Raw genomic sequence first — 23,073 nt, 5'->3', positions numbered from 1 at the left:
ATGAGGATTTACCATGTATCTTACCGACGAAATACTTGACAAGCTGAACGCCAGCACTAATACAGGAAACAGCCTGAAGAAGGCCTCTCCGGATGAAAAGGTCACCCTGCCTGACATCATTGTCCGCTCATTTGCCGAAGTAAAAGAGCTCGCAGGTGACGCGCTCACCTGGGGTGAAAAGAACTTTCTGTACCAGCAGGCACAGCAAGAGCTGAAAGAAAACAAAATGGCAGAATCCCGCATTCTCAGCCGGGCCAATCCCCAGCTGGCGAATGCCGTCCGGCTGGGTATCCAGCAGTCGTCCATGCTGCGCAGCTATGACGACCTGTTTCCACAACGCGCCAGCAGCTTCGTGAAGCCCGGTTCCGTGGCATCGATGTTCTCACCGGCAGGGTACCTGACGGAACTGTACCGGGAAGCCCGGAGCCTGCACGAGGACGCATCACAGTATCACCTGGACACCCGTCGCCCGGACCTTGCCTCGCTTTCCCTGTCCCAGACCAATATGGACGACGAACTGTCCACGCTGTCCCTGTCGAACAAGCTGCTGCTGAATAATATCGAAGCGTCTGAAAAACTGGACTATAACGGCGTCATGGAAATGCTCGCGACGTACAGACAGACCGGTGCCACGCCATACAGTCAGCCTTATGAGGCGGTCCGTCAGTGTATTATATTGCAGGACCCTGAGTTTGCGGCGTTCCGCAACAACCCCACCGTCGCGGCGAAAATGGATACCGCCTCACTGCTCAGTATTCAGTCGGACATTTCATCTGAACTGCGGAAAATCCTGATCGAGGAAATCACTGATGACAATGCGGATGAGCTGTTTAAGAAAAATTTCGGGGAGATTGACGTAACCCTTTTCCAGAACGTCGCCTATCTTGCCAGCTGGTACGGGCTTACCTATGATGAGATCGCATTATTTTTAGATACCATGACAGGTAACAATATATGGACCGGGAATGTGCTGGGTTCTTTTTATAAGACAACATATGGAACACTTGAACCTTACAGTATCACCCGGACGCCGGGGTTAAAGTATGATTCCGAGCTGGAATATATGGATTTATTCCGCGTAGAAAACAATCGGTTTTATGTCAATGTGAGATTTAAAAATGACTATGGCCGTGCATCATTAAAACGGATAGCCACTTCCGGAAGTGATTTTTATATTACTCAGATATGTAATGAGGACAAACTTACTTTGGCAGGTGTAACCTATCAGTCTGCCACATTTACTCTTGATGATGACGCTCTGGCTGGTGAGTTTGAGCTTTATCTGTATCGCTATGGCCCGGATGACTGCGATCCCAAAATATCCTCCTACGCTAATTTTAACGTCAGGGACTCAGGTACAGATAACAACCTTAATCTGACCACCATAACCGATTCGCTTTTACTCAAGCTCAACAAGCTTATCCGCCTTTACAAAGCCACCGGCATCTCTCCGTCTGATATCCGCAGCATTATCGAAAGCAGTAACAGCAATCTTGAGATTAATTCTGATGTTCTCAGCCAGTTGTTCCTGGTGAATTATTACATGCAGCACTACGGCATTGATGTGTCAGCCTCCCTGGTACTTGCAGGCGCGGCCGTCGGGCAGGTGACGCGCGGCAATCAGGCCAGCGCTTTTACCCGGCTGTTTAACACGCCCATGCTGAACGGTACCGAGTTTTCTGCCGACGGCACCACCATCAGGCTGGCTCCGGCCGAAGTCACTGACACCTTCCGCACCGGCGTGATAAAGCGCGCCCTTGGCGTCAGTGATACGGAACTGTACACGCTCTGGACGCTGGCGCAGGGAAACAGCGAGCCGGGAGACTTTATCTGTACGGTTGAAAATTTGTCAGCCCTGTACCGCGTCAGCCTGCTGGCCAGCGTCCACGACCTGAGCATCACCGAACTGGCCGCGCTGCTGTCCGTTTCGCCCTATGCTTCAACCGCTGTCGGCAGCCTGTCCGGCGCGGTGCTGTCAATGCTGGTTGGCTTCACTGACCGGTACACGCAGTGGCTGAGGGGGCAGAACTGGACGGTCAGCGACCTGTACCTGATGCTGACCGACCGCTTCAGCACCACACTGTCGCCGGACATTGAAAATCTGATAGCTACGCTGAAAAACGGCCTTGCCAGCCGGGACCTCAGCAGCGCCGGTGAGTCGGCACTATAACCGCTGCGGCGCCCTTTATTGCCGCAGCGGTCCAGCTTGACTCGGCCGAAACGGCCGCCGCTGTCCTTCAGTGGCTGGGCCAGCTGAAGCCGCAGGGGCTGACGGTGGCGGCCTTTCTGACGCTGGCAGACAAAGACGGCCGGACGGACAGTGAGACATCCACTCTGGTCTCATACTGTCAGGTGATGGGGCAGCTGGCGCTGATAGTACAGAATATCAGCCTGAGCGCCGCCGAGCTGTCCTGGGTGGTTGCGCACCCCACCATTATCACCGAAAACGCCACCGTGCTGAACCACGATATCAGCACGCTGTATGACCTGCTGCAGCTGCACGCGTTGCTTGGCCGCTGCGGCACCCTTGCCGCTGAAATACTTACCTCGCTCAGCGGCAAGGTCGGGTCTGAAAAAACCAATCTGGCGATAAAAACCGTGGCGACGGCGCTGAGTCTTGACGAGCAGGCGGTCACCCAGGCGCTGGCGCAGTGTTCTTCGTACGCATATTTTTACAGCTGGATACATCTGCGGGATGCCCTGCAGTGGCTGGACGTTGCCGGCATCTTCGGTATCACGCCGGCCAACGTGGCGACGCTGGTGAAACTCACGCCGGCCTCGCCGTATGCCGACTGGATTGCCGCCAGTCACGCCCTGCAGGCCGGACTGAACCCGCAGCAGACCGCACGGCTGAGCGCCACGCTGGACGGGGCGCTCAGCATGGCCGCCAGCGCGTACGTGATTAAAAATATTGCACCATCATGGGTGACGGACCGTGACAAACTGTACAGCTGGCTGCTGATTGACAACCAGGTGTCGGCGCAGATAAAAACCACCCGGATAGCAGAAGCGATTGCCAGCGTGCAGCTGTACGTCAACCGCGCCCTGAGCGGTCAGGAAGATGGCGTGGTCAGCGCGGTGAAATCGAAAACCTTCTTTGCCAGCGACTGGGACACTTACAACAAACGCTACAGCACCTGGGCGACGGTGTCACAGCTGGTTTACTACCCGGAGAACTACGTTGACCCGACGCTGCGTATCGGGCAGACCGGCATGATGGACGAAATGTTGCAGTCACTCAGCCTGAGCCAGATCACCAGCGACACGGTGGAAAGCGCCTTCAAGACTTACATGACCCGCTTTGAAGAAATTGCCAACCTCAACGTAATCAGCGGCTATCATGACAGCGTCAGCGACCAGAGCGGCATAACATACATTATTGGTCGCTCTGCCATCGGCGATTATTACTGGCGTTCGGCCGATATCGGAAAAATGTCTGACGGCAAACTTCCCTCCAACGCATGGAGCGAGTGGAAGAAGGTCACCGCCGCACTGACGCCCGTCAGCAACCTGGTTCGCCCGGTGATATTTCAGTCACGGCTTTATCTGGTCTGGGTGGAAAGCCAGGATACAGCCACCACGAGCGGGAGTACGACAACAAAAAGCACGGAATACTTGCTGAAGTATGCGCATATCCTGCATGACGGCACCTGGGGCTCTCCCGCATCCGTTATGCTCAATAGTGGGACACTGCCTCTTTCGGGGGGGGTATTGATGACGCAGGCATGCACTGCGCAAAGGATGTGGAGCAGGAAAAGCTTTACGTTTACTTCTATAAAAAAGCGGACAGCTATTCGGCGTTACCGTCAGGCCTGGCAGGGCTGAGCCTGTCCTCTGATGGTCAGGTTGAAAATATCTCCGTCGACACCGCCGCCCAAATGGCGCGCTATATCTATCTGCAGCTGGACACCACCTCTGCGGTCAGGCTGAGCACGCCCTATAACGCTGACAGCAGGAAGGTCAGCGTTATAGCACGTCAGGTTGAATCTCAGTGGGGTGATGGCTATTACACAGTCCTGTCCGGCGGCAGCGTAACAGGCACCTCTGCGTACGTTGATGGAGACGGTGTCGATTTATGTGTTAATGCCGTCGCCCGCGTGGTTTACAGTGGTTCCGCCGGAACGCGCAGCCGTACGCAGGTTGACATGATGAAGGCTGTCGGCGGCGCAGGCAATGTTTTTTACGTGCCAGAGTTAAAGGTGCGGAGCATTATCGCGGAAATTCATGGCAGGAATTTTGAGTGTGTATTTTATGGTGGTGCATCTTCCACCGGGAAGGATAGTATTGCCATTAAGGTTCTGGATAGCATCTCTCCTGTGGCTGGCGATAGAATTCATGCGTTTGAATCTGGCTCAATCAACTGTTTAGACCACTCAGATAAGGGGGGGCTGGGTACTCTTACCCTGAGAAATAACGATAGTAAACTATGGATTGGAAATTTCAATGGTATAAATGCAGAGAATTATATATGCGCCTTCATGTCGCCAGATGACAGAAAATGGAGCTTGCCGATCGAATTCGTGTTCGGCGATTTTAAAAGAATAGATACAACAATGGACCTGAAACAGGTCAATATTACCATCACCGGAGCGGAAGTTTATGAGACTGTGGCATCCAGAAGGTCAAAATATTCTCTGGATGAGTCCCTGTTTAATTTCAGCGATAGAGCTGTCTTCATCCCCTTTAGTGAATTTAACAATAATACCGCTCATCTAACCGTCAAAATGAGCGCCACTGCTCCCGCCGGCGATGATCGCTTTCTGGGTAGTGAAACATTCAGCCTGACCCTGACCCGGGTTGATGAAAGCTCCATGCCGGTTATTTCCCTTAAACGTACGAATGCCTATGCTCAGTATCTGCAGTATGGTGTCCACCGTATCCGCGTGAACACGCTGTTCGCAAAACAACTGGTTGCCCGGGCAAACACAGGACTGAATGCCGTGCTTTCTATGGATACCCAGCAGTTAAAGGAGCCAAAACTGGGTAAGGGGTTCTATGTTAGCTTCGTTCTGCCTCCTTATGATGTTGCGGTTCATGGTAGCAGTCGTAATTTTACGCTCAATCTTAAGCATGTGGTAGATAACAATACCCACGTGGTGCACTCCGGCGTGCTGACTGACTCAGAAATAAGCGTGAGGCTGTTTGTACCCCTTGATGAAAAACCGCTGAATTCTGACTATTGTGCCAGGATTTTCCTGAAAACAGGTAAAATGGGAGACGACACATGGAAGGGGGCACATTTTAAATACACTGGCAACTCTCAGACGCCAATTGAGATTAATACCAGTTCTGATACCAGCATGTTTGTCAGTGTAACCATTCTTGCTGATACCTCAGAGCTGATGGACTTCAGCGGCGCCAACGCCCTCTATTTCTGGGAAATGTTCTACTATGTCCCGATGATGGTCTTTAAGCGCCTGCTCAGCGAAAGTCGTTTTACCGAGGCCACGCAGTGGATTAAATACGTCTGGAGCCCGGGCGGCTATCTGGTAAATGACCAGCCCGCCACATACCAGTGGAACGTGCGCCCACTGGAAGATGAAACCACATGGCATGCAGATCCACTGGATTCGGTAGACCCGGATGCAGTCGCCCAGGCTGACCCGATGCACTACAAGGTCGCCACCTTTATGTCGTACCTTGACCTTCTGATTGCCCGCGGCGACGCGGCCTACCGCCAGCTTGAGCGCGACACCCTTAACGAAGCCAAAATGTGGTACGTGCAGGCGCTGGACATCCTTGGCGATGAGCCGTACCTGAGCCAGAGCACAGGCTGGCCGTCCCCGCAACTGAGAGACGCGGCGACCGGGACGACGAAGAAATCCGTGCAGCAGGCCTTGCTGCACGCACGCCAGCAGGTTGCCTCCGGCGAACTGCGAGCCGCCAACTCCCTGACGGACCTGTTCCTGCCACAGCAGAACGAGAAGCTGGCGGGTTACTGGCAGACGCTGGCCCAGCGCCTGTATAATCTACGCCACAACCTATCCATTGACGGCAGCCCGCTGTCACTGTCTGTTTATGCCACGCCGGCCGACCCGTCCGCGCTGCTCAGCGCGGCCGTGGTGGCTTCGCAGGGCGGCGGCGACCTGCAGGCGGCAGTTATGCCGGCGTACCGCTTCCCGATGATTCTGGAAAGTGCCCGGAGCATGGTGGCGCAGCTGAGTCAGTTCGGCAACACCCTGCTCAGCATCACCGAGCGCCAGGACGCGGAGGCGCTGTCGGAGCTGCTGCAGACTCAGGGAGCCGAGCTGGGTCTGCAGAGCATTGCCATGCAGACAAAAACCATCGGGGAAATCGATGCGGACAAGGTCGCGCTTGAAGCGGGCCTCAGCGGCGCGCAGTCCCGCCTTGACAGCTATACCTCGTTGTATGACGAAGATATTAATACCGGCGAAAGGCAGGCGATGGACCTTGGCCTTTCCGCCTCGGTGTTATATGCCACCGCCGGCGTGCCTTATGTCGTTGCGGCCGGAATGGATGTGGCACCCAATATTTTCGGTATGGCATTTGGCGGTAGTCGATATGGTGCAATTTCACAGGCGATTGGTATGGGCATAGAAATTGCTGCTGCTTCCACCCGCATGGCGGCGGAGCGCCTCAGCCAATCCGAGATATACCGCCGTCGCCGCCAGGAGTGGGAAATTCAGCGTAACGCTGCGCAGTCCGAGGTGGATCAAATCAACGCTCAGCTTGACGCGCTGGCGGTACGGCGCGAAGGCGCGGTGCTGCAGAAAACCAATCTGGAAACCCAGCAGGCCCAGGCGCAGGCGCAGATGACCTTCCTGCAAAACAAGTTCACCAGTAAAGCGCTTTACAACTGGCTGCGCGGTAAGCTGGCGGCCATCTACTACCAGTTCTATGACCTGACCGTTTCCCGCTGCCTGATGGCACAGAAAGCGTACCAGTGGGCGCTGAGTACGGAATCTGTCACTTTTATCCGCCCCGGTGCCTGGCAGGGGACTTACGCCGGCCTGATGGCGGGCGAGACCCTGATGCTGAACCTGGCGCAGATGGAGCAGAGTTACCTGGAGAAAGACCAGCGGGATAAAGAGATGACGCGTACGGTCTGCCTGTCGGAGGTGTATGCCGGGCTGACTGATAAGGACAGCAAAGGCAACAGCCTGTCCTTTAACCTTTCAGACCAGGTGGTCGCGCTGGTGACCGCCGGCAGCGGCAGCAGCGGTACGGGCGCTAACGGCCTCCGCATGACCAGTGACAAACAGCTGCAGGCCATGCTGAAACTTTCTGACCTGAACATCGGTGATGACTATCCGTCTTCACTGGGTAAAACGCGACGCATCAAGCAAATCAGCGTCACCCTGCCCGCGCTGATCGGACCATATCAGGACGTACGGGCGATACTCGCCTACGGCGGCAGCGTGGCGGTGCCACGCGGCTGTGAAGCGCTGGCTGTGTCGCACGGCATGAACGACAGCGGTCAGTTCCAGCTGGACTTTAATGATGCCCGCTGGCTGCCGTTTGAGGGCATCCCGGTGGGAGATACCGGCAGCCTGGTGCTGAGTTTCCCGGGCGCTGACGGTAAGCAGAAAGACCGGCTGCTGAGCCTGACGGACATCATCCTCCATATCCGCTACACCATCGCCAGCTGATTATCAACGGTATCAGGCTCCCCGCGTGGGAGCCTGTGGGGAATTTATTATGCAAAATTCAGACGGTTTAATCCTGGAAGCGCCGTCGCTGCCCAAAGGGGGTGGTGCAATCAACGGCCTGAAGGGCGATATCGCCGGAGCCGGGCCTGACGGGGCCGCCACGCTAAGCATCCCGCTGCCGGTCAGTGCCGGAAGAGGTTACGCCCCCTCCCAGGTGCTCAGCTATCACAGCCGCAGCGGCAACGGCCCATCAGGTATTGGCTGGGGCATTCAACTACCCGCCATCCGTCGCCGTACCCTTAAAGGAATACCATCTTATGATGAAACCGATGAGTTTACCGGCCCGGATGGTGAAGTGCTGGTACCGGTACTGACCGCCAGCGGCGGGCCGGAAACCCGTACAGCCACCACGCTGCTGGGCGTGGATTTAGCAGGGCGTTTTACCGTAGACGCTTATCGTTCCAGAACAGAAACCACCTTCAGCCGGATGGAGTTCTGGATGCCCGAAGGAGATGTCGGGGCGAACTTCTGGGTAATATATGAACCCGACGGTCAGGTACATCTGCTGGGGCGTAATGCACAGGCCCGCATCAGCAACCCGGATGATGCCACACAGACCTCAGTCTGGCTGATTGAATCGTCGGTGTCACTGACCGGCGAGCAGATTTACTGGCAGTATCGTGCTGAAGATGAGGCCGGCTGTGACGCGGTAGAGAAAACGGCACACCCGGATGCTGCGGCGCAGCGCTACCCCGTTGCAGCCTGGTACGGTAACAGAACGGCCGGTCGCGCGCTGCCCGGCCTTGCCGCTCAGCCGGCCGCCACGGACTGGCTGTTCATCCTGGCGATGGATTACGGTGAGCGCGGCACGGACCCGGCCACGGCTCCGTACTGGCTGGCGCCCGGCAGCGGGAGCTGGTTATGCCGGCAGGACTGCTTTTCCGGCTGGGAATATGGTTTTGAGGTGCGCACGCGGCGCCTCTGCCGTCAGGTGCTGATGTTTCACTGCATCACAGCCCTGTCAGGAGAGGAAAAAGAGAACGATGCCCCGCAACTCGTGTCGCGCCTCCTGCTGAATTACAACGAAAACCCTTCCGTCACTACGCTAAAAAGCGTGCAGCAGATGGCATATGAGCCGGATGGCACGGTACGCAGCCTGCCGCCAGTGACGTTTGACTGGCAGGACTTCACGCCACCTGAGTCCGGCACCGGAGACTGGGAGCAGCGTGATGACCTTGAAAAAATGAACATTCTGCAGCCGTACCAGCTGGCTGACCTGAACGGTGAAGGCATTGCGGGTATCCTGTATCAGGATGGCGGCGCATGGTGGTACCGTGCACCGGTGAGGCAGGTGGGGGGTGGCCCCGATGCGGTGACCTGGGGAAAAGCGACGCCCCTGCCCTCCATCCCCGCACTATGGGAGGGAGGCCTGCTGGCCGACCTGAACGGCGATGGCTATCTGGAATGGGTGGTTGCCGCGCCGGGCGTGGCGGGCCGTTATGAGCGCACCCCTGAGAGGGAGTGGCGGCACTTCACACCACTGTCTGCCCTGCCGGTAGAATACGCCCATCCGCGCGCGCAGCTGGCCGATATCACTGGCGCAGGCATGACAGACCTGGCGCTCATCGGCCCGAAAAGCGTACGACTCTACAGCGGGACCGGCGAAGGCTGGGAAAAGGCGCTGACCGTGATGCAGTCTGCCGGTATCACCCTGCCGGTTCCCGGCACGGATGCCCGCGTGATGGTGGCTTTCAGTGACATGGCGGGCAGCGGCCAGCAGCACCTGGTGGAGGTGCGTGCGGCGGGCGTACGCTACTGGCCGAACCTGGGGCACGGGCGCTTCGGTCAGCCGGTGGGCCTGTCCGGCTTCAGCCAGCCGGCCGCCTCGTTCAATCCTGAACAGCTTTATCTGGCCGATGTCGACGGGTCAGGGACCACTGACCTGATTTATGCCCTCAATGACCATCTTCTGGTTTACCGCAATCAGAGTGGTAACAGCTTTGCCGCCCCGTTCAGCGTGAACCTGCCGGACGGCGTGCGCTATGACCGTACCTGCAGCCTGCAGCTGGCGGATATCCAGGGACTGGGCGTGGCCAGTCTGGTGCTGACGGTACCCCATCCGGTGCCGCGCAGCTGGGTGTGCCATCTGTCAGGGAACAAGCCATGGCTGCTGAATGTGATGAACAACAGCATGGGGGCGAGCCATGCCCTGCATTACCGCAGCTCCGCACAGTTCTGGCTGGATGAGAAGGCGGAAGCAGTAGCGGCAGGCAAGTCCGCCCCTGATAGTTACCTGCCGTTCGCGCTGCACACGCTGTGCCGTACGGAAGTCACTGACGAAATCACCGGCAACCGGCTGGTCAGCACTGTACGCTACCGGCACGGTGCCTGGGACGGACGGGAGCGGGAATTCCGCGGGTTTGGTTTTGTGGAAGTGACTGATACTGACACCACGGCCGGCCCGGGGACGTCAGGGGACATCAGCTTCCCCGCGGTCAGCCGCAGCTGGTACGCTACCGGCTGGCCCGCGGTTGATGAATGCCTGCCGGATGAGTACTGGCAGGGAGATGCGGCTGCCTTTACAGGATTCACTCCCCACTTCACCAGGGGCAGCAGAGAGAGTGAGCAGGCATACACCCCGGATGACGCCACTGCTTTCTGGCTGAACCGGGGGCTGAAAGGTGCACTGCTGCGCAATGAGCTGTATGGTGCTGATGAAGGCAGTCAGTCAGGGGTACCTTACACCGTCACGGAAAGCCGGCCACAGGTACGGATGGTTGAGCGCGCAGGAACATATCCGGTCGTCTGGTCGTGCGCTGCAGAAAGCCGGGCGTACTCTTACGAGCGGGTCAGCAGTGACCCGCAGTGCAGCCAGCAGGTGCTTTTGTTCAGTGACGAATATGGCCAACCGCTGAAGCAGGTGAACATCAGCTACCCCCGGCGTAGTCAGGTACAGGACAATCCTTACCCGGACACGCTGCCGGACGGATTGTATGCCGCCAGCTTTGATGAACAGCAGCAGAGCCTGCGTCTGACGCTTCAGCAGAGCCGGTGGCATACCCTGGCGGATGTGGCTGCGGGAGTCTGGCTGCCGGGACTGGCGGATGCCTCGCGCAGCGATGCCATTACCCTTACGGAAAGCGCCGTACCGGCCGGAGGCCTGACGCTGGAATCCCTTCTGGATAACGACGGCCCCGTCGGGACCGGAAAGGCATATACCTTCGCCGGACAGCAGCAAATCCGGTACCTGGACGCTCAGAGCGACGTGACGGACGGGACGCCGGCTTTTCCGCCCCTGCAGGCTTTTACGGAAACCGCCGTGCTGGACAGTGATATCGTCAGCGCGCTGTCAGGTGACATCAGCGCTGACCATCTGGCAGAGGCCGGATATTCTCAGGCTGAATATCTGTTCCCGCGTGAAGGTGAAACGGATAAAAAGCTGTGGAGCGTTCGCCAGGGGTACACGACATATGGCACGGCTGAGCACTTCCTTCTGCCGGTGACGTTCCGTGAAACGCTGCTGACAGGCGCGGTGGCCGTCACCCGGGATGCACATGACTGCGTGATAACCCGACAGGAGGATGCCGCCGGACTGACCACCACCAGGCAGTATGACTGGCGCTTTCTGATCCCGGCCAGCGTGACTGATGCAAACGACAACGTACAGTCCGTCACCTTCGATGCGCTGGGCCGGGTTACGTCACTCCGTTTCAGCGGTATGGAGAGCGGCGAGGCGGCAGGCTACAGCGATACGGCTATTACCATACCGGAAACGACTGACACCGCGCTGGCGATTGTGGCACCGCTGCCCGTGGCGCAGTGTCTGGTGTACGTGGCCGGCAGCTGGATGCAGGAAGGCGTGGACAAAATGCCGCCGCACGTGGTCACGCTGACCACCGACCGATATGACAGCGACCCGCAGCAGCAGGTACGTCAGCAGGTGGCGTTCAGCGACGGTTTTGGCCGGTTGCTGCAGGCCGCGGCCCGCCAGACTGACGGAGAAGCGTGGCAGCGTGCGGAGGATGGTTCGCTGGTTACCGGGACGGACGGGTCACCGGCCGTTGTGGAAGCGACCTTCCGCTGGGCAGTCACCGGCCGAACCGAATATGACAACAAGGGGCAGGCTGTGCGAACGTACCAGCCGTACTTTCTGAACGACTGGAAGTACGTCAGCGACGACAGTGCCCGCCAGGATCTGTATGCCGACACTCACTTTTACGACCCGACCGGCCGTGAGTATCAGGTACAGACGGCCAGGGGCTGGCTGCGCCGCAGCCTGTTCACGCCATGGTTTGTGGTCAGCGAGGATGAGAACGACACGGCGACAGAAACTGACTGAGCGGTATAACACACATACCGGCAGCCTGACTGCCGGTACTTTCACCTGATACATCCTGAGGTAACCCACCCATGAGCTCATCACTTTACAGCAGGACCCCTTCGGTCACGGTCCTTGATAACCGCGGCCTGACCGTGTGCGACATCGCGTACCACCGCCACCCTGATAACCCTGAGGTGACCAGAGAACGCATCACCCGCCATCAGTATGATACCCGCGGCTTTCTGACGCAGAGCGCTGACCCGCGCCTGCACGAGGCCGGGCTGGCGAACTTCAGCTACCGAACCGACCTGACCGGCAACGTTCTGCGTTCACAGGGCGTGGATAACGGCACCACGGTGGCACTGAACGACGCCGCCGGACGTCCTTTTCGTGCGGTCAGCGCGACAGGGATTATCTGCACCTTTCAGTATGAAGGCACCGGGCTGCCGGGTCGCCCGGTGAGCATCACGGAGCAGAACACCGGTGAGGCCGCCCGCATCACGGAGCGTTTCGTCTGGGCCGGTAACTCTGCTGAAGAGAAGGCGCTGAACCTGGCGGGAGCATGCGTCAGCCACTACGACACGGCCGGCCTGACGGAGACCGGCAGCGTGGCGCTTACCGGCGTCCCGCTCTCCGTCACCCGCCGCCTGCTCAGGGACGCGGATAACCCCGATGTTGCAGCCGACTGGCAGGGGACAGACGCCTCTGCCTGGAACGACCTGCACGATGCTGAAACGTACACCACCCTGTCCACGGCTGACGCCACCGGGGCGGTGCTGACCACTACGGATGCGAAGGGAAACCTGCAGCGGGTGGCCTATGACGTGGCGGGTCTGCTGTCGGGCAGCTGGCTGACCCTGAAGGGCGGCACGGAACAGGTTATCGTGCAGTCCCTGACTTACTCTGCCGCCGGACAGAAGCTGCGCGAAGAGCACGGAAACGGTGTGGTGACCACGTACACCTATGAGGCAGAGACGCAGCTCCTCATAGGTCTTAAAACGGAACGTCCTGCAGGACACGCCTCGGGTGCGAAAGTGCTGCAGGACCTGCGATACGAGTATGACCCTGTGGGCAACGTGCTGAAAATCAGTAACGACGCCGAGGAGACCCGCTTCTGGCGCAACCAGAAAGTGGAGCCGGAGAACGCGTACGTTTACGACAGCCTGTACCAGCTGGTCAGCGCCACCGGGCGCGAGATGGCAGGTGCCGGCCAGCAGGGCAGCCGTTCACCGTCCGCCACCGTCCCCCTCCCCACCGACAGCTCTGCGTTTACAGGCTATACCTGTACTTACAGCTACGACAACGCCGGTAACCTGACGCAGATACGCCACAGCGCACCGGCCACAAACAACAGTTACACCACAAAAATAACCGTCTCTGACAAAAGCAACCGGGGCGTGCTGGGCATCCTGACGGAAAACCCCTCCGACGTGGACGCGCTGTTTACGGCGGGCGGACAGCAGAAACAGCTGCAGCCGGGGCAGAGTCTCGTCTGGACGGTGCGCAACGAGCTGCTGAAGGTGACGCCGGTGGTGCGTGACGGTGATATCGGAGACCGGGAGAGCTACCGCTACGACGCGGGCAGCCAGCGGCTTTTGAAGGTCAGCGTACAGAAAACGGGCAACAGCACGCAGGCGCAGCGGGCTCTGTACCTGCCTAACCTGGAGCTGCGGACGACAAAAGCCGGCGATACGCTAACGGAGAGCCTGCAGGTGATAACCGCGGGCGAGGCGGGCCGGGCGCAGGTGCGGGTGCTGCACTGGGAGAGTGAAGTACCGGAGGATATCAGCAACGACCAGCTACGCTACAGCTACGACAACCTCACCGGGAGCTGCGGGCTGGAGCTGGACGGCGACGGGAACGTTGTCAGCATGGAAGAGTACTACCCGTATGGCGGCACGGCGGTCTGGACGGCCCGCAGCGCGGTGGAGGCGAATTACAAAACCGTACGCTACTCGGGCAAGGAGCGCGACCCGACGGGGCTGTACTACTACGGGTACCGGTACTACCAGCCGTGGGCGGGAAGATGGCTGGGCGCGGACCTGCGGGCACGGTGGACGGGCTGAACCTGTTCAGGATGTGCAGGAATAATCCTGTCTCGTTACTGGATCCTGACGGAACCGCCCCCCTGGAATGGCTCAATTTGGCACCCAAAAAGAGCTCATCAGATGTTACCGCTGCAATATATAGTAATCGTAATACGGAATATGGATTGCCGGCTAACGTCGGAGCTTATTACGGAAAATTTAATGCAAAAACCCAAGGCATCCTTCAAATAACAGCAAACAATGAAAGTGAACTTGATAATATTAAACAGGAAGTGATAAGTAAATACTCTAAAGCATCATCAGCTGATGCTGAAAAAAAAGCGCAAACTGCTCATTCAAAAGCAGCGGATAAAATGAAGTTTACCAGATCTAAGTTAAAGAAATATGCGGCACACGCAGGTTATGCCGTCATAAATAATTCAACGAATGAAGAAAGCGGACAGGGGAGTGAAGGAGCACCTACGTATCGGGATTCGTTTTTAAATCTGGAGGGATCACTTGAAAAGAAAAAAACCTTCCCAGGGGTGACATTGATTAACGAAAACATAAAGTCAGGATTTGAAGAGTATTCACCAGATAAACTTAAAAAATTAACCGGCCCAAGAAGATGGAAACCCGAGGCAAGTCTTGGTTATTATGTTGTCACCAATATTGAATCTTTCATATCAGGCATCAGGAAACAATACAGCACAAAAGATTACCCGCTTCACCCAGTAGTTGAAAATAGAATCAGGGAACATGTTTCAGGTAATAATGGCATATTACCCAAAATGGCTGGCATTGCTGGACTGCATGCAGAGGTACAGGCTTTAAATGCTATTCTTTCCTCCTCAAAGGATGGCGCATATTCTCACTCTCTCAGTCACAGTTACATATTCACGCAAAGATTAGTTGGAGCAGGTCAGGAAAACCCGGCAGGAGCAGACTTTCCAGCATGTTTTAACTGTTCAGGAATTCTTTCTGGTCTTGAGCATGTGATGACAGGCAGGGTTGAACATCATTCACGACTGCGCCGCCGAAAGTCATTTTAAGCATGGGTACTTATGTGGCATTTTTGCAAAGGTCGTGGTGATTCAGATGCATCTTATGCTCCATGCCAATCATTGATTTATCTGGTTCTGTCGCATCAAGGCGTAGTCAGGTAACATGCTGTTTTTTTCTAATGTAGCCTGACCATGCCTCTGATCTGAAAGCTTTTGAACACCTGCATTATCCCGTTGATATTATTACTCAGTGCGTCCGCTGGTACTTGGCGTATTCACTCAGCCTGCGTAATCAGGAGGAGATGATGGCAGAGCGTGGCATCACTGTTGACCATTCCACGCTTCACCGCTGGAACATCCGCCTGATGCGTAAGCATCCTGTGAACTAATATTGACAAAACGCTGAGACCTGTATCAGGTTTCATGGGAGGCGTTAGGGTACTGTTGCAACGTTCGCGATAAGGTAGCCTGTAGCTTTATTGAAAGTCCTTATATTTCAAAAACTCTGATCACCAGACGCATTTCGCTCAGGGGATCTCCATAATAAAATGACGAGGTCTGGCCTTTGAGTAGTGCCCGCATCACTTCAAGGGGTCCGCTTGGAAAACGGAAAATATCCTACGTTAAGCCTGTTTTTAAGCAGGCATGACAGGTCAATCATATTCTTAATGCTAAGTATTTTACTTTTTAATGGTTACTCAGGAAATTTTTTAGGCCATCAATGAAAACTCGCACCCGAAGAGATAGGTGTCTGCGGTTGGGGTAAATAGCATGAATAGCAACTTCTTCACCTCGCGTATCTGCCAGCAGTTGCACCAGGCGGCCTGCCAAAATATCCCCGTCAATCATGAACGACGGCAAATAACCGATTCCCAATCCTGCTATGGCGGCTGTGCGTATGGCATCGCCACTGTCAAACCTGACATGATTCCTGCCGTTCAGCGTTATTTGCCTATGATCCTTATCAACTAAAGTCCATGCGGTAGAAGCCGATCCTAAACCAAAAACCAGACGGCGATGATCCTTAAGATCAGCAAGTGAGTCAGGCTTACCCCATTGTTTGTTATATTCCGGTGATACGCAAAGCCGTGTGCATGTTCGGTCGATCACCTGCGTGATATATTGATGACTCGTGGCCCCACTACCTACCCGAAAAGCAAGATCGAATCCTTCTTCAACAAGATCAACAACCCGATCGCTGAAGCTGACTTCGATGCTGATACCCGGTGAGCTCTGTAAAAATACCTGGATATAAGGAAGGATAACCATTTTGCCGTATCCCTCTGACACAGTAAGTCTGAGAATGCCTTTTGGCAGAGGTGAATTCTGCCTGATGCTGGCTTCGGCTTCTTCTAAGTCTTCCAGTAGCCTGCAGCAACGGTGATAGAATTCATGCCCCTCTGTGGTCAGAGATAACCGACGAGTGGTGCGCTGAAAAAGCCGTGTCTCCAGGTAATCTTCTAACCGCGTTAATGCTTTACCCGCAGCAGAACGCGTTAACCCCATTGCCTTACCGCCCGCAACAAAACTCCCTGCTTCTGCAACAGCGACGAAGATCCGCATTGCACTGATGTCCAGGACTGATGCTGCAAGTTTCGTCGAAGCGATTTTCCTACCCGTCATTAGGGAACCTTTTTCGTCAATATGTAATTTAAAGTGCCATTGTAGAATCTCACTTAATAAGGTTACAACGATGTTGTCGGAAAACGCTCAAAAGGTTTTGAATGGATGGATAGCTGCTGCTGGCCCGGTTGTTCAGAAGCTCTATGGTAAGTCTGAAGATGGCTGGCCTGAGGTTCGTAAACACTATATGCAAGGCCTTGAAGAAATCTTCCCTGCTATCGAGGGTGTTTCATATAAGACCCTCCCGTTAGGCAATGCGCCGGCAATGCTCAGCGAGATGCATGAACATGCTGGAAGCAGAGTGGTTCTTTACATTCATGGCGGCGGCTATGTGCATGGCGGTGTAGAAGCGTATCGGGGTTTAACGGGACGTATTGCCACGGCATTAAAAGCCAGAGTCTATACCCCGGACTATCGGCAGGCCCCAGATTTCGCTTTCCCGACGCCAATAGATGATGTCTTTTCAGCTTATCGGGCACTACTTAATAGTGGGATTAATGCCAACAATCTGGTTCTCGTAGGCGATTCTGCAGGTGGTGCAATGGTTGTTACGATGATGCGGAAGGCGCGTGACGTGGGTATCCCGCTGCCAGCAGCGGCAGTGGCTATTTCACCCTGGGCGGATCTCACCCATAGCGGTTTGTCAGCCACCACTCGTGAGGGAATTGATCCCATTTGTAGCGTCGATTTTCTCAACATATTAGCAAGAGAGTTTCTTGCTGGTGAGCTACCAACACATCCTGATGCCTCCCCTGTTTATGCGAATGTTCAGGGACTTGCCCCGACGCTGATACAGATCGGCGAAAATGAGGTCATGCTAAGTGGGGCGATTCAACTCGCTTCAAATTTAGGAGAAGCGCGTGTACGCACAACGCTTGAAGTCTGGCCAGGCATGTTCCATGTATGGCATCTGCTGGCAGGCACTCTGCCAGAAGCCGATCGGGCTTTACGCAACGCGATTCGTTTCATGGAGGATGCTTTAACAGAGGATTGACCTGCTCACCATAAATCAACGCAGCCACAAGAAACGTCCTCTTGTGGCTGTGAATTCAACGGACCGTTCAACTCAGGATTATTGCAGCCCTGCCTTTACCCGGAGTATGGTTTGCCGGGTAGTATTAAATTCCCGTGCAATGGCGCTGATACTGATCCCGGCGTTAATCCGTACAATAACCGTAATTTGCTGTTCTTCATTCAGTACTGAAGGACGTCCAAATCGCTTTCCGGCTGCTTTTGCTCGCGCAATACCAGAGTGCGTACGCTCAAGCAGCAAATCTCTTTCAAATTCCGCCACAGCAGAGATGACCTGCATGGTCATTTTTCCTGCCGGGCTGGTCAGATCAACTCCACCCAAAGCGAGACAGTGAACGCGAATATCTGAAGCAGCTAGTTGTTCCACCGTTTTTCTGATATCCATCGCATTACGCCCCAGTCGGTCTAGTTTGGTAACAATCAGCACATCGCCATTTTCCATACGGTCGAGCAGTTTTGAGAAACCTGGCCGCTCACTGGCGGCAACTGAGCCGCTGATGTGTTCTTCAATCAGTCGCTGAGATTTAACCGCGAAACCGGCCGTCTCAATTTCTCTTCGCTGATTTTCGGTTGTCTGCTCCAGGGTCGAGACACGACAGTAAGCAAAAACACGTGACATAGTGATATTTTATGTACGAAAAGGATGTACGAATTATAGCGTATGTACGATAGTGAATTCACTGACTTTCGGACAGTATTGAGAATAGGTGTACGAAACCGGTCGGTTTCGGTCAGTGTAAAGCAATAACTAAAATAAACTATATGCATAGGAAGCATTTATGCCACGGAGACGAATACTCAGCAGTGAAGAAAAAGAACGCTTGCTGGTTGTACCGGATGATGACGTTCTTCTGACTCGCATGTGTTTTTTGAGTGAACATGACCTCGCTCTCATTAATAAACACCGCAGACCCGCAAACCGTCTGGGTTTTGCTGTTTTACTCTGCTATTTGCGAGGGCCGGGATTTCCTCCCGACAAAAATATGTCCCCTCACGACGGGGTGGTTTCCCGGCTTGCGGCTCATTTGAAGCTTCAGCCTGATTTGTGGGGCGAGTATGCATCAAGAGAGGTCACCCGCTGGGAACATCTGGCTGAACTCTACCGCTATCTGGAATTATCCCCCTTCAACCAGGCACTGCAAAAAACCTGCATTCACCACCTTTACCCCCACGCCATGCGGACAGACAGAGGCTTTTTACTTGCGGAGGAAATGCTCTCCTGGCTCCACAATAATAAGGTCATTTTCCCCTCTGTTGATGTCATCGAGCGAACCCTGGCCGAAGCAACAACGCTTGCAGACAGGGCGGTATTTTCTGCGCTTACCGCGCAGCTTGAACCGGTACATAAAGCGGCTCTGGACAGCCTGCTGATCTCTGAGGGTGAACAACCTTCACGGCTGGCCTGGCTGCTCCAGCCTCCGGGTAAAATTAATGGTAAAAATGTCCTGCAACATATCGATCGGTTAAATGCCATCGAGTCGCTGACATTGCCTGAAGGTATTGCGCTTTCCGTTCACCAGAACCGGCTACTGAAACTGGCACGCGAAGGCAGGAAAATGAGTAGCCGGGACCTGGCTAAATTCACGAATGTCCGCCGTTATGCCTCGCTGGTTTGCATCATATCGGAAGCCAGGGCTACCCTGACTGACGAAGTTATTGATCTGCACGAGCGTATACTGGGTAGTCTGTTCAGCAGGGCAAAACGCACGCAGGCCGAACGGCTTCAGCAAACGGGAAAGCTGATTCAGAACAAGCTGAAGCAGTACGTTACCGTCGGGCAGGCATTACTTCACGCCAGAGAATCCGGTGAAGATCCCTGGGCCGCTATAGAAGACGTCCTTCCCTGGCAGGAATTCATCAACAGCCTGGAGGAAACGCGATTCCTGTCACGTAAGGACAACTTCGACCCACTTCATTTGATCACAGAAAAATACAGTACGCTGCGTAAATATGCCCCCCGGATGCTGTCCGCGTTGCAGTTCAGGGCTGCGCCCGCAGCAATACAGCTCAGTGATGCGCTGGATACCATCCGAGATATGTATCGAAAACAACTCCGAAAAGTCCCGCCTTCCGCGCCAACCGGGTTCATCCCGGAAAGCTGGAGAAAGGTTGTGATCACGCCCTCCGGCATTGATCGTAAATATTACGAATTTTGCGCGCTGAATGAGCTGAAGGGAGCCTTACGTTCTGGTGACATCTGGGTAAAGGGATCTCGCCGCTACAGGAATTTTGATGATTATCTGATCCCGTCTGGTGATTTTGAAAAATCACTCTGGAATAACCAGCTACCTCTTTCTATTCCGACCGATTGCCATGAATACATCGATAACCGTATGACGCTTCTGGCATCGCGTCTGGAAGAAGTGAATGCGATGGCGCTGGCCGGTGATTTGCCCGATGTTGATATATCAGATAAAGGCGTGAAAATTACCCCGCTGGATAACAGCGTCCCTTCAGCAGTATCCCCTTTTGCCGATCTGGTTTACGGCATGCTGCCTCACCCTAAAATTACAGAAATGCTGGATGAAGTGGACGGCTGGACAGGTTTTACCCGCCATTTCACGCATCTCAAAAATCATCACGTCAGACCGAAAGACCGAAAATTGTTACTGACCACCATCCTAGCCGATGGTATCAACTTGGGGCTGACAAAAATGGCCGAATCCTGTCCGGGAACAACAAAATCGTCACTCGAGGGCATTCAGGCCTGGTACATCAGGGATGAAACCTATTCATCAGCACTGGCTGAGCTGGTTAATGCTCAGAAACAGCGGCATCTGGCGGCATTCTGGGGCGATGGCACAACGTCTTCGTCCGACGGGCAGAATTTTCGGGTAGGTAGCCACGGGCGTTATGCGGGTCAGGTCAATCTGAAATACGGTCAGGAGCCAGGCGTGCAGATTTATACGCATATTTCGGATCAATACAGCCCGTTTTATACCAAAGTCATCAGCCGCGTGCGTGACTCCACTCATGTACTTGACGGATTGCTTTATCACGAAAGCGACCTGGAAATCACAGAGCACTACACTGATACTGCTGGTTTTACAGAGCACGTTTTCGCGCTGATGCATTTGCTTGGATTCGCTTTTGCGCCAAGGATCCGGGATCTTCATGACAAGCGGCTTTTTATTCATGGAAAGGCTGAACAGTATCCTGGGCTTCAGTCTGTTATATCCGCAACCCCACTGAATTTTAAAGACATTGAGATGCACTGGAATGAGGTACTGCGCCTCGCAAGCTCGATAAAACAGGGGACAGTTACCGCATCTCTGATGATGAAAAAACTGGCCAGTTACCCTAAACAGAATGGCCTTGCAAAGGCATTGAGGGAAATCGGGCGCATCGAACGGGCACTGTTTATGCTGGACTGGTTTCGCGATCCATCACTGCGCCGACGCGTACAGGCGGGGCTGAATAAAGGTGAGGCCCGCAATGCCCTTGCACGAGCGGTCTTCATGCACCGGCTGGGTGAAATTAGAGATCGTGGACTGGAGAATCAGAGCTATCGTGCCAGCGGTTTGACGTTGCTGACTGCGGCGATCTCACTGTGGAATACGGTATATATAGAAAGAGCCATCGATTCTCTCAGACGAAAAGGGATTCCAATTAATGAGCAACTGATATCTCATCTGTCCCCGCTGGGGTGGGAACACATCAATCTGAGCGGGGATTACGTCTGGCGAACAAACCTCAAGCTGGGACAGGGGAAATACCGTTCATTACGCTCAGTAGATAACAGTCTGTACAAAAACAGGCTTAGCGTAGGATATTTTCCGTTTTCCAAGCGGCCCCCTTCAATATCCTTTATTGTGGCGTAAGCGTCTTCATGGATTTAAATCCCAGCGTGGCACCGATTATCCTTTTCAGCTTGCCGTGATCGCATTCAATGACGTTATTGTGGTACTTAATCTGTCGGTGTTCAACGTCTGACGGACATCGGACATCGGCCTTCGCGTTTGAGCAGGGCAAGCGCACGGCCGTAGGTGGGCGCCTAATCCGTGTTAATAAATGGCGGGTTCTGCCACTTCTTCACGTTGTTGAGGATTTTCCCCAGGAACCGGTATGCAGCTTTACTGTTACGGCGCGGGGAGAGATAAAAATCGACGGTGTGCCCCCTGCTGTCGACGGCCCTGTAAAGATAAGCCCACCGGCCATTCACCTTCACGTACGTTTCGTCAATGTACCACGGGTTCAGATCGGAAGGTTTACAGACGGTCAAACTCCGCCTACGCAAAATACGCTGAGTCCTGAGCAGGGTGTCGGTGCTGCAGCCGGTTTTAGGGGAAAGAGTGGACAGCCGCGTGTTCGGGGCGGTACTCACCGCGCTGGTCCATCAACATTCTGACAGCGCGCTCACGCAATTCAGGGGAAAAACGGTTAGCTGATTTTGAAATCATTTCGGGTCTCCTTTCACTGAGAGTTTAGTCTCCCGAGAACCCGGTACGGTTCAACCTGGCAGCCCCAGGCGTAAGTCGGAGCCAGGAAATGAAATCAGTGGCGGATGTGCGCTAAGTCATCTTCGGTCAGACCGGTCATTTTCAATATGGTGTTGCGGTCAATGCCGTTCTGCAGCATGGTACGGGCAACTTCTAGCTTGCCTTCATTGCGGCCTGCATTGCGGCCTTTTTCAATACCACGCTCTTCACCGAGCTGGATTCCCTGCTGCAGGCCCTTCTCGATGCCCTTCTGTTCAAGCTGCTGTGCGATAGTCATAAGTGCGTCTCCGTGTTGCGGCACACGCTGTGCCAGTTCGCGTACAAAGGCTTCGGCGTCGGCTGTCTCGCCTGCCTGTACAATATAATGTACCAAAGATATCACAAGGGATGAAGACAGGTATTCGGCCAGCAGAATGGGGGCCAGACGGTCGACCAGTTCAGCAAGATCCCGCTGATGGATGTGCTTCTGCAGCAGGGTCAGGGCGGCCATGCTGCGGTGGCTGGCAATGTCATCATCCGGGATAACGGTCACGTCGGCCAGCGGGAATGCGCTGCTGTACAGTCTTCCGGCCAGCGCCGGGACGTCAAACTCATCCAGCCAGCGGGTGGAGTACGGATACGGGCTACGTTTACCGGTATAGAAGAGAACAGGTATCACCAGCGGCAGTTTTTTATGGCCCGCCTCAAGGTGGCGCTGCATGGCGGCCACAGCATAGCGCATCAGTCGAAAGGCCATGTGCCGGTCCGGAGAGGACTGATGCTCGATGAGGACGTGAACATACCCTTCCCCTGCGGTGGTCTTCAGGCTGTAGAGCACGTCGCTGAAATACTGGCGGAGATCATCCTCAACGAATGAGCCGGATTCCAGCTTCAGGGTACTGAGGTCGCAGATGGCTCGCAGCTCTGCTGGAAGGTGAAGCTCCATAAAGTCGCGGGCGACGTCGGGCTGCGTCAGAAACTGCCTGAAGATGGCATCATGGGGCGTCGGTGTACTGTTTTTCTTCTTCATTCGTGCTG

At 55.0% G+C, this 23,073-nt stretch carries 10 protein-coding genes and 5 pseudogenes; 9 read left to right on the top strand and 6 right to left on the bottom strand.

Going from position 1 to position 23,073, the window contains the following annotated elements:
- The first annotated feature begins 13 nt into the window (after window positions 1-13).
- The 7 genes and pseudogenes from HA45_RS20660 to HA45_RS20635 form a co-directional block, all read left to right on the top strand.
- Entirely contained in the window at window positions 14-2,170 is a 2,157-nt protein-coding gene (locus HA45_RS20660) for a Tc toxin subunit A (protein WP_128599026.1), read from the top strand.
- A 104-nt stretch (window positions 2,171-2,274) separates the two neighbouring features.
- On the top strand, window positions 2,275-3,825 hold the full coding sequence (locus tag HA45_RS20655; RefSeq protein WP_128599025.1) for a neuraminidase-like domain-containing protein: 1,551 nt from the start codon (window positions 2,275-2,277) through the stop codon (window positions 3,823-3,825).
- The gene (locus tag HA45_RS20650) at window positions 3,744-7,610 is read left to right on the top strand and encodes a Tc toxin subunit A-related protein (RefSeq protein ID WP_128599024.1); all 3,867 of its coding nucleotides are present in this window, start codon (window positions 3,744-3,746) and stop codon (window positions 7,608-7,610) included. The genes HA45_RS20655 and HA45_RS20650 overlap by 82 nt, the downstream gene beginning before the upstream one ends.
- Window positions 7,611-7,659: 49 nt before the next feature.
- A complete protein-coding gene (locus HA45_RS20645; RefSeq protein ID WP_100704200.1) occupies window positions 7,660-11,949 on the top strand; it encodes a SpvB/TcaC N-terminal domain-containing protein in 4,290 nt (1,429 codons plus the stop codon).
- Window positions 11,950-12,020: 71 nt separating this feature from the next.
- Window positions 12,021-14,050 (top strand): annotated as a pseudogene (locus tag HA45_RS20640) (RHS repeat-associated core domain-containing protein); the annotation flags it as partial.
- A 282-nt stretch (window positions 14,051-14,332) separates the two neighbouring features.
- Entirely contained in the window at window positions 14,333-15,010 is a 678-nt protein-coding gene (locus HA45_RS28340; RefSeq protein ID WP_244563492.1) for a YwqJ-related putative deaminase, read from the top strand.
- A 144-nt stretch (window positions 15,011-15,154) separates the two neighbouring features.
- Window positions 15,155-15,330 (top strand): annotated as a pseudogene (locus HA45_RS20635) (IS6 family transposase); the annotation flags it as partial.
- 121 nt (window positions 15,331-15,451) lie between these two features.
- On the opposite strand, the pseudogene HA45_RS20630 reads toward HA45_RS20635, so the two are convergent.
- Together HA45_RS20630 and HA45_RS20625 are read right to left on the bottom strand one after the other, a co-directional pair.
- Window positions 15,452-15,553: pseudogene (locus HA45_RS20630) on the bottom strand (IS6 family transposase); the annotation flags it as partial.
- A gap of 96 nt (window positions 15,554-15,649) precedes the next feature.
- Complete coding sequence (locus HA45_RS20625) at window positions 15,650-16,585, bottom strand: LysR family transcriptional regulator (protein ID WP_100704198.1); 936 nt, start codon at window positions 16,583-16,585, stop codon at window positions 15,650-15,652.
- A gap of 70 nt (window positions 16,586-16,655) precedes the next feature.
- Between HA45_RS20625 and HA45_RS20620 the strand changes: the two genes are divergently transcribed.
- Window positions 16,656-17,579 (top strand): alpha/beta hydrolase fold domain-containing protein, encoded by a 924-nt coding sequence (locus HA45_RS20620; RefSeq protein WP_100704197.1) that lies wholly within the window; start codon window positions 16,656-16,658, stop codon window positions 17,577-17,579.
- A 78-nt stretch (window positions 17,580-17,657) separates the two neighbouring features.
- Here HA45_RS20620 and HA45_RS20615 read toward each other — a convergent pair whose 3' ends face one another.
- A complete protein-coding gene (locus HA45_RS20615; protein ID WP_100704196.1) occupies window positions 17,658-18,236 on the bottom strand; it encodes a recombinase family protein in 579 nt (192 codons plus the stop codon).
- A 160-nt stretch (window positions 18,237-18,396) separates the two neighbouring features.
- Between HA45_RS20615 and HA45_RS20605 the strand changes: the two genes are divergently transcribed.
- A complete protein-coding gene (locus HA45_RS20605; protein WP_244563488.1) occupies window positions 18,397-21,438 on the top strand; it encodes a Tn3 family transposase in 3,042 nt (1,013 codons plus the stop codon).
- Here HA45_RS20605 and HA45_RS20600 read toward each other — a convergent pair.
- From HA45_RS20600 to HA45_RS20595, 3 genes and pseudogenes are all read right to left on the bottom strand, one after another.
- Window positions 21,414-21,824, bottom strand: a pseudogene (locus HA45_RS20600) (IS6 family transposase); the annotation flags it as partial. The gene HA45_RS20605 and the pseudogene HA45_RS20600 overlap by 25 nt on opposite strands.
- A gap of 48 nt (window positions 21,825-21,872) precedes the next feature.
- Window positions 21,873-22,014, bottom strand: a pseudogene (locus HA45_RS28335) (IS3 family transposase); the annotation flags it as partial.
- A gap of 97 nt (window positions 22,015-22,111) precedes the next feature.
- A complete protein-coding gene (locus HA45_RS20595; RefSeq protein ID WP_100704194.1) occupies window positions 22,112-23,065 on the bottom strand; it encodes an Rpn family recombination-promoting nuclease/putative transposase in 954 nt (317 codons plus the stop codon).
- Between the last annotated feature and the right edge of the window lie 8 nt (window positions 23,066-23,073).

Source organism: Pantoea rodasii, assembly GCF_002095465.1.
In the GTDB taxonomy this organism is placed as follows: domain Bacteria; phylum Pseudomonadota; class Gammaproteobacteria; order Enterobacterales; family Enterobacteriaceae; genus Pantoea; species Pantoea rodasii.
Note: the sequence above shows the minus strand (reverse complement) of the source record. Positions and strands in the feature narration are given on the sequence as shown.